This is a genomic window from Halorubrum sp. Eb13, from assembly GCF_002252895.1.
In the GTDB taxonomy this organism is placed as follows: domain Archaea; phylum Halobacteriota; class Halobacteria; order Halobacteriales; family Haloferacaceae; genus Halorubrum.
In genome coordinates, this window is the sequence record NZ_NHPE01000028.1 from 1 (window position 1) to 7,148 (window position 7,148).

The 7,148-nt window shown below is 70.4% G+C and carries 7 protein-coding genes; 4 read left to right on the plus strand and 3 right to left on the minus strand.

Annotated features, from left to right (window positions below; all coding sequences use genetic code 11):
• The 3 genes from DJ75_RS02560 to DJ75_RS02570 form a co-directional block, all read right to left on the minus strand.
• Nucleotides 1-3,162 (minus strand): S8 family serine peptidase (locus tag DJ75_RS02560; RefSeq protein WP_141211952.1); only part of this gene is annotated, 3,162 nt, incomplete at its 3' end.
• A gap of 50 nt (nt 3,163-3,212) precedes the next feature.
• Complete coding sequence (gene radB, locus DJ75_RS02565) at nt 3,213-3,920, minus strand: DNA repair and recombination protein RadB (RefSeq protein WP_094522311.1); 708 nt, start codon at nt 3,918-3,920, stop codon at nt 3,213-3,215.
• Between the two features lie 185 nt (nt 3,921-4,105).
• Nucleotides 4,106-4,312, minus strand: coding sequence for a cold-shock protein (locus DJ75_RS02570; protein ID WP_004046191.1), 207 nt, complete (start codon nt 4,310-4,312; stop codon nt 4,106-4,108).
• A gap of 198 nt (nt 4,313-4,510) precedes the next feature.
• Between DJ75_RS02570 and DJ75_RS02575 the strand changes: the two genes are divergently transcribed.
• From DJ75_RS02575 to DJ75_RS02590, 4 genes are all read left to right on the plus strand, one after another.
• Nucleotides 4,511-5,206, plus strand: a complete 696-nt coding sequence (locus DJ75_RS02575) for an SCO family protein (protein WP_094522312.1) — start codon at nt 4,511-4,513, stop codon at nt 5,204-5,206.
• A complete protein-coding gene (locus DJ75_RS02580) occupies nt 5,203-5,748 on the plus strand; it encodes a TlpA disulfide reductase family protein (RefSeq protein ID WP_094522313.1) in 546 nt (181 codons plus the stop codon). The genes DJ75_RS02575 and DJ75_RS02580 overlap by 4 nt, the downstream gene beginning before the upstream one ends.
• A gap of 16 nt (nt 5,749-5,764) precedes the next feature.
• Nucleotides 5,765-6,430 carry a cytochrome c biogenesis protein CcdA gene (locus tag DJ75_RS02585; RefSeq protein ID WP_094522314.1) on the plus strand — a complete coding sequence of 222 codons (666 nt, stop codon included), beginning with the start codon at nt 5,765-5,767 and terminating at the stop codon, nt 6,428-6,430.
• Nucleotides 6,431-6,656: 226 nt separating this feature from the next.
• Nucleotides 6,657-7,148 (plus strand): AIM24 family protein (locus DJ75_RS02590; RefSeq protein ID WP_094522315.1); only part of this gene is annotated, 492 nt, incomplete at its 3' end.

Below are 7,148 nucleotides of genomic sequence, written 5' to 3' on the forward strand. Positions count from 1 at the left end.
CGCGGTCGAGACGGTGAACGTCCCAGAACCGGTATCGTCGACCGCGACTCCGGCGATCGAGACCGAGTTCGGGCTCACCGACCCGCTCGGGTCGACGGCGACGCTCACGGCGGCGTCGTCGGCGGCGCGCCCCTCGTTCAGCACGGCGACATCGAACTCACCGCTCGATCCCCGTTCGATCTCGGCGGGCCCCGACAACCCGGTGAGGGTGAACACGCCTCGGGGAGCCAGCGAGGCGTTTACCTCTCGGGTCTCGTTCGCGGCGAGCGTCGCCGTCTCCGTCACGTCCGCGTAGCCGTCCGCGGAGACGGTCACGGTCCGCTCGCCGCGCGCCACCGCGAGCGAATAGCTGCCGTTCGAGTCGGCCGTGGCCGCTCTCCCGTCCGCGGTTGCCGTCGCCCCCGCGACGGGCCCGCCGTCGCTCGCGTTCGTCACCGTTCCGATCAGCGACGCTGGCTTCGGATCGAGCGCGAGGGACGGGTCCGTCGTCGCGTTCGGCCTGACGCGGATAGACGTCCGCGTCATCGGCTCGAAGTCCGGCGCGTCGACGGCGACGTCGTAGGCGTTCGGGCGGAGGTCGACGGCGTAGGTGCCGCCCTCGCCGACGTCGAGCGAGGCGACGGTTGCGTCCGTCTCCGCGTCGGTGACGGTCACGGTCGCAGTGGCGGGACGGTCGAGTCCGTCCGTCGCGTTCACGTCGCCCGAAAGCGTGCCGTTGCGGAGCGTCAAAGCGAAGTCCGCGACCGCCGCGTCTCCGGACTCGTTCAGAGTCACCGTCCGATTCGCCGGCGCGTACGTCGCGTTGCCCGCGGTGACGTTCAGACCGGTCGCCGGCGCGCTCATTGCGTACGTTCCGTCCGCGTCGGTCGTCGTCTCACCGATCGCCGCGCTCCCGTCGTTGACGACCACCGATATCCCGGGGAGCGTCGCGTCCGTCTCCGCGTCGGTGACGGTGCCGTTCACGGTGCCGACCGCGTCGGCGACGCCGACGGTCGCGTCGGCCGCGTCCTCGGACGACGCCACCGCGACCGTCGTCTCGCCCGTCGCGAAACCGCTCGGGACGGTCCCGTTCAGCGCGACCGCCGTGGCGTTCCCGGCTCCGATCGAGACGTTCGCGGCGTCGAGCACCCGCACGTCGCTCGCGTTCGCGGGGTCGGTCAGCCGGAGTTCGACGGTGCGGTTCTCGCCGCCGAGTCCGCCGACGTTCGCCACGGTCGCCGTCGCGTCGAGGCTCCCGTTTCGCTCGATGAACGCGGGCGCGCGGAGGGCCGACACCTCGTAGGAGGGCGGGTCGAGGACGTCGACCGCCGCGGTCCGGTTCGAGTCTCTCGTGTAGACGCCGTGCTCGTCGGTCGCGTTCGTCGGCGTGTCGCTCGGGACGACGTACGTAAACGAGACGGTCGCGCTCTCGCCCGGAGCGAGCGAGACGTTCGCCTCGTCGCCGACGGCGCCGTCGAACCGATACTCGACGGCACCGACTCCGGGGTCCGAGCCGGTGTTTTCGACCGTCGCCGTCGGTTCCAGCGTCTCTCCGGGTGCGACCTCAGTCGGCGCGTCGAAATCGCTCACCGCGAGCGTCGACCGGTTCTCCGTGACCGACGAGACGGCCGCGAACCCGTCGACGATCCCCGCGCCGTATCGCGTGTCGGGGCCCGTCGCGTCGTCCGGGTGATTCGCGGTGTCTCGAAGCGTGTCGGAGAGCTCCTCGTCGGTGACGTTCCGCGACGTCACCGAGATCATCAACGCCGCGACGCCGGAAACGTGGGGTGCAGCCATTGAGGTGCCCGTGAGATTTCGGTATCCACCGCCCGCTGCTGCCGAGTTCACCGACACGCCCGGAGCAGAGACGTCCGGGACGACGTACTGATCGGGCCAGTCAGACGGAGCATCGTTTCCCCACGCACTGTCGGTAGATACGTTTTCGCCGCCCGAAAAGGAAGGGACCTCGCGGTCGGAGTCGACAGCCCCGACGCCGAGGGTGTCGTATATGTTACCCGGAGAGCTCGACGGCTCTAAGTCGCGATTCCCGGACGATGCGACGACGATCTTCCCGGCGTCCCGCGCGTTTCGGACCGGCTCGATCATGTCGGCGGCGTACCCGTCTGCACCCAGACTCATTTGCAAAACGTCGACTTCGGGGTCCTCTGACGCGTGTTCCATGCCGGCAACGACCCGTGTGAACGTCGCGTTTCCGCCGTCGTCGTCGAACACTTTGACACCGTGGAGCGTCGCCGCCGGCGCCACGCCGATCGCCGTCCCGCTCTCGTTACCACCGGCGACCGTTCCGGCAACGTGGGTACCGTGACCGTTACCATCTGACGCGTCGCTGACGTTGTCACTCACGAGATTCCCGTCCGTGTCGTACTCCGCCCACCCGCTCACTGTCAGGTCCGGGTGGTTCGGGTCAATTCCCGTGTCGATCACGGCAACGGTCGCGCCCTCGCCACGGGTTCCGAACGTCTCCCAGACCTCGGGGGCACGTACCATCTCGACGCCGTACGTCGCGTTCGTCGCCGTCGAACCGGCAGAGACGGTACCGGCCGTGGGGCCCGCGGGAGAATCGAGGGCGCCGGCTCCGGCTCCGCCGTCCGCGGTCGCCGCCGAGTCGAGTTCCATCCGGAAATTCTCGTGAACGCGCTCGACGCCGCGCACGTCGAGGAGGCGCTCGACCGCGACGCTCTCGGTGTCGGCCGTGACGAGCATCGCGTTCGCGAGCCAGAAGCTCCGCTCGACCGTGACGCCGGGCTTCCGCTCTGCGAACCGTTCGAAGCTTCCCTGCGCGGTCGCGGCGTTCGTCTTGAGCTCGTCAGTCCCGATCCGGCCGCCGTCGGCGGCGCGGCGCGCTCCGGTCCCGGCGTCGTCTCCGAAGCGCACCACGAGCTCAACGGTGCCGTTCGCCGACCGCAGTCCGGGACCCACGGCGTCGGACGACGCCGCCCCGAGCGACGTCGGCGTCGCGGGCGGAGTTGCCGTCGCCGGCGCCGGCGACGGCGAGGGAGCGGGGGACGTGGAGGCCGCGTCGACGCCGACCGCGGGGCGGTCGACGGCCGCTTCGCCGAGCCCGCCGGCCGCCGCCGCCGCGGGCGCGAGGGCGGCCGCGAGGACGCAGGCGACGACGAGCAGGACGGTCGCTCGTCCGGGTCGACCCGCTCCGTTACTCATTACGTATTAGGACGGTAGGAAGGGCTTAATTCCCCCGACCGGCGCGCCGCTCAGGCGTCCGCGCCCTCGGCGAGCCCGTCGGCGACGATCCGGAAGGTGACGGAGTCGCCGGCGGGCTTCGAGCGGTGTTTCTCAAGCGTGGCCCGGCGGTTCCCGCCGCGGAACCTGTCGACGCGGAGGATCGCCCCGGTCCAGTGGTTGAGCGTGTTGCCGCCGAGCGCGCGGTCGCGGTCGGAGTCGGGGTCGGTGAACACCTGGTTCGTGATCACGACGGCGATGTCGTGGCGGCGCGCCAGCGAGAGGAGGTGCGTCACCTGCTTGGCGACCTTCCGGAGCGACTGGCCGCCCTCGGTGTCGCCGGCGCGCTCCAGCCGGTAAAACCCCGTCGCGGAGTCCAACACGATCAGCTCGACCTCCTCGGCGAGCTCCTCAGCGTCGCGGACCGCCTCCCGCTGGTCGTCGAAGTCGTACGCCTCGGAGATCACCAGCCGCGACGCGATCTCCTCGACCGCGTCGTCGACGTCGGGGTCGTCGGCCCGCCCCGCGGCGAGCTGCTCGAACCGGTCGATCGAGAGCCCCTCGGTGTCGATGTAGAGGGCGCGGTCGCCGCCGGCGGCGACCTCGACCGCCGCGGCCAACGCGAGGTTCGTCTTCCCGGCCGCTGGCGGGCCGTACACCTGCGTGACGACCCCGCGCTCGAAGCCGCCACCCAACAGGTCGTCGACCGGCCGACAGCCGGTCGGGATCGGATCGCTCACTGTGAACCGTCTCGCCCGCACTCGTATTTAAACGGTCGATCCCGGCGTCGTCGAGCGTGGGTAAACGGTCGAGCACCGTCGCTCGTCGGGAAAAATAAGCGTGAAAGAACGGAACGGTCGCCGGTCTCGGTGACCGGCGACGGGGTCCGGTAGTGCGTGCGGACGCGGCGTCCGCGGTAGAATCGTTAGTTGCGCGTCAGGTTCGTCGCGCGGGGTCCCTTGGGGGACGACTCGATGTCGAACTCGACCTCCTGACCCTCCTCGAGGTCCGGGCCGCCGACGTCTTCCATGTGGAAGAACACGTCCTCGTCGTCGTCGAGATCGCCGTCGTCAGTCGAAATGAAACCGTAGCCGCCAGTGTCGTTGAAGAAGTCAACCTTACCGTTTGCCATTGCAACCAAACAGACGGGCGTTTGGGGGATAACGCTTGCGAGGGTCGTGGTACCACGACCGTCTCGGCGCCCGTCGGTCGCGTCGGCGTCGTCTTAGACGCCAAGACCCGGTTCTTCGACGCTTCCGCCGCCGTCGCCGCGCGGTGCGACCAGTCGCGGGGTTCATTTACGCGCGAGGACGTAGGTCGGCGTATACACATGGATCGTCGCACCTATCTGCGGTCGCTCGCGGCCGGGACCGGCGTCGGCGCGACCGTCGGGACCGCCGGCTGTCTCGGCGTCCTCGGCGACTCGGGCGCCGAGGGAACCGTCCTCGGCCCGCCGGAGCGGGACCTGAGCGAGGCCGTCCACCCGAGCTACGGCGACGAGATGCCGAATTTTACCGTTCCTGACCCGCTCACGGGCGACGAGGTGTCAGTCGCCGACTTCGAGGGCGAGCGCGCCGTCCTGTGGACCTCGTTTTACACGAACTGCCCGGACGGCGTCTGCCCGGCGCTCATCCTCCGGCTCCGGCGCGCGCAGGCGGTCGCCGCCGAGGAGGGGTACGGGGACGAGTCCGCCTTCCTCGCGCTCACGTTCGACCCCGAGCGCGACATCGCCGAGGTCCTCCGCGAGTACGCCGGCCAGCAGGGCGTCGACCTCGACGCCGGCAACTGGCACTTCCTGCGACCCGAGAGCTACGAGCGCGCGCAGGAGCTGATGGACGAGGACTTCGGGCTCGTGATCGAGAAGCGGGACGCCGACCAGTACGAGAACCTGGAGTACCAGTTCCCCCACTACGGGCTTATCCTTCTCGCGAACAAGCGGGGGATCGTCGAGCGCGCCTACCCGCGTGGCCCGCAGACGGACATCGAACGGCTCGTGAGCGACTTTGAGCGGGTGGTCACCGCGTGAGGCGCCGCCACCTCCTCGCCGGACTCGCCAGCGCGGGTGCGCTCGGCGGGGCCGGAGTCGTCGCGTCCGGGAGCGCGCCCGCGGTGCTCGGGAGCGGGGACGCGCACGAACCGATCGAGCCGACGACGCTGCCGACGGTCGACGCGCCGGGAAGCCGCGACGGCGAGGCGACGCTTCCGGCGCCCGATCGCCCGACGTTCATCGACTTCTTCGGAACGTGGTGTCCCCCGTGCGCCGAGCAGATGCCGGCCCTCGCCGAGGCCCACGACCGGATCGGCGACGAGGTGCTGTTCGTCTCGGTGACGACGGAGGACGTCGGCGGCGCGGTCAGCGAGGAGACGGTCGCCGACTGGTGGCGCGAGCACGACGGCGACTGGCTGGTCGCGGCCGACACGACCGCCGAGCTCGCGGCTCGGCTCGGCGTCGGCGGCTATCCGAGCGCGCGCGCCGTCGACGCGACGGGGCGCGTGCGCTGGGCGACGTCAGGGACCCACACCACGGAGGAGTTCGTGAACGGGATCGAGCGGGCGCTGGACCGATGAGGGGACGAGCCGACAGATGACCGACGTCTCGCTCGCGACGAACGTCCCCTTCGCCGTGACCGCGGGCGTGGCGACGTTCTTTTCTCCGTGCGCGTACCCGCTGTTGCCGGGGTACGTGGGCTTCTACGTGAACTCCGTCGACGCCGAGGCCGCCTCCGTCTCCGGGGCGGGCTTGCGCGGGGTCGCGGCCGCGCTCGGCGTCCTCGCGACGTTCGCGCTGCTCGCGGGCGCGACGGTGCGGATCGGGTACTCGACGCTGTCGAACATCACCGTCTTCGAGACGCTCGTCGGCGTGCTGCTCGTCATCTTCGGGCTGCTCGTGGTCGCCGGGCGCGCCCCGTCGGTGTCGCTCCCGCTGCCGAAGCGGCGGTCGAGCGTCTTCGGGTTCGGGGTGTTCGGCGCGGGGTACGCGCTGGCCGGCGCGGGCTGCGTCGCGCCCGTGTTCCTCGGCGTGGTCGCGCGGGCCATCGCGCTTCCCGGCGACGCCGCCGTCCTGATCCTCTCCGTGTACGCCGGCACGGTCGCCGTCCTGATGGCCGCGACGACCGTCGCGACGGGGGTGGGACTGATCGGCAACGCCAACCGCGTGATGGCCCACGCGGGCGCCCTGAAGCGGGTCGCCGGGGCCGTGATGGTCGTCGCCGGGATCGGCCAGCTGTACCTCTCGCTGGTCGTCTACTGAGAGGCCGTCGCCGACCGTAGTACCGGCGGCACACGAGCGGGTTGTCAGCGGCGGACGGGCGAGCGGGTTGTCAGCGGCGGACGGGCGACCGATGTCGGGGCGCCGAGACGGTGACCCGGACCCGTCCACGCGTGAGACCACCAACATTCATATTCGATAGCGAGGAAGTGTCATCCAGCCGAACCGGGCGGCGCGCGGCCGTCCACGATGGTTCGGTCCCCGCATCATGAACCTAGATCAGTTCACAGCCGAGAACGCACCGACGGAAAGCGCGGAACCGTTCCAGCGCGAGAACAGCTACACCCTCGACGTCGACGTCGACGGGACCGTGATGGCGAAGGCCGGATCGATGATCGCGTACACCGGCGACGTCTCGTTCACGGGGAAGGCCTCCGCCGAGGGCGGGATCACCGGCTTCCTCAAGGAAGCGGCCACCGGCGAGGGGACGCCGATCATGGCCGTGGAGGGCCGAGGTCACGTCTACTTCGCCGACGCCGGGAAGAAGGTACAAGTCGTCGAGCTCGACGCCGGCGAGGCGATCACGGTCAACGGGGAGGACGTCCTCGCCTTCGAGGAGAGGCTCTCCTACGAGATCAGCACCATCGACAGCCTTGCCGGCTCGCTCGCCGGTGGGTTCAGCAACGTCTACCTCGAGGGACCGGGCTACGTCGCGCTCACCACGCACGGCGATCCGATCGTCTTGGAGACGCCGGTCGCG

Bases quoted from the DNA above. Each gene is read 5' to 3' on its own strand.
- DJ75_RS02585 (WP_094522314.1), top strand. From the start codon at position 5,765: ATGACCGACGTCTCGCTCGCGACGAACGTCCCCTTCGCCGTGACCGCG.
- DJ75_RS02570 (WP_004046191.1), bottom strand. From the start codon at position 4,312: ATGGCAAACGGTAAGGTTGACTTCTTCAACGACACTGGCGGCTACGGT.
- DJ75_RS02575 (WP_094522312.1), top strand. From the start codon at position 4,511: ATGGATCGTCGCACCTATCTGCGGTCGCTCGCGGCCGGGACCGGCGTC.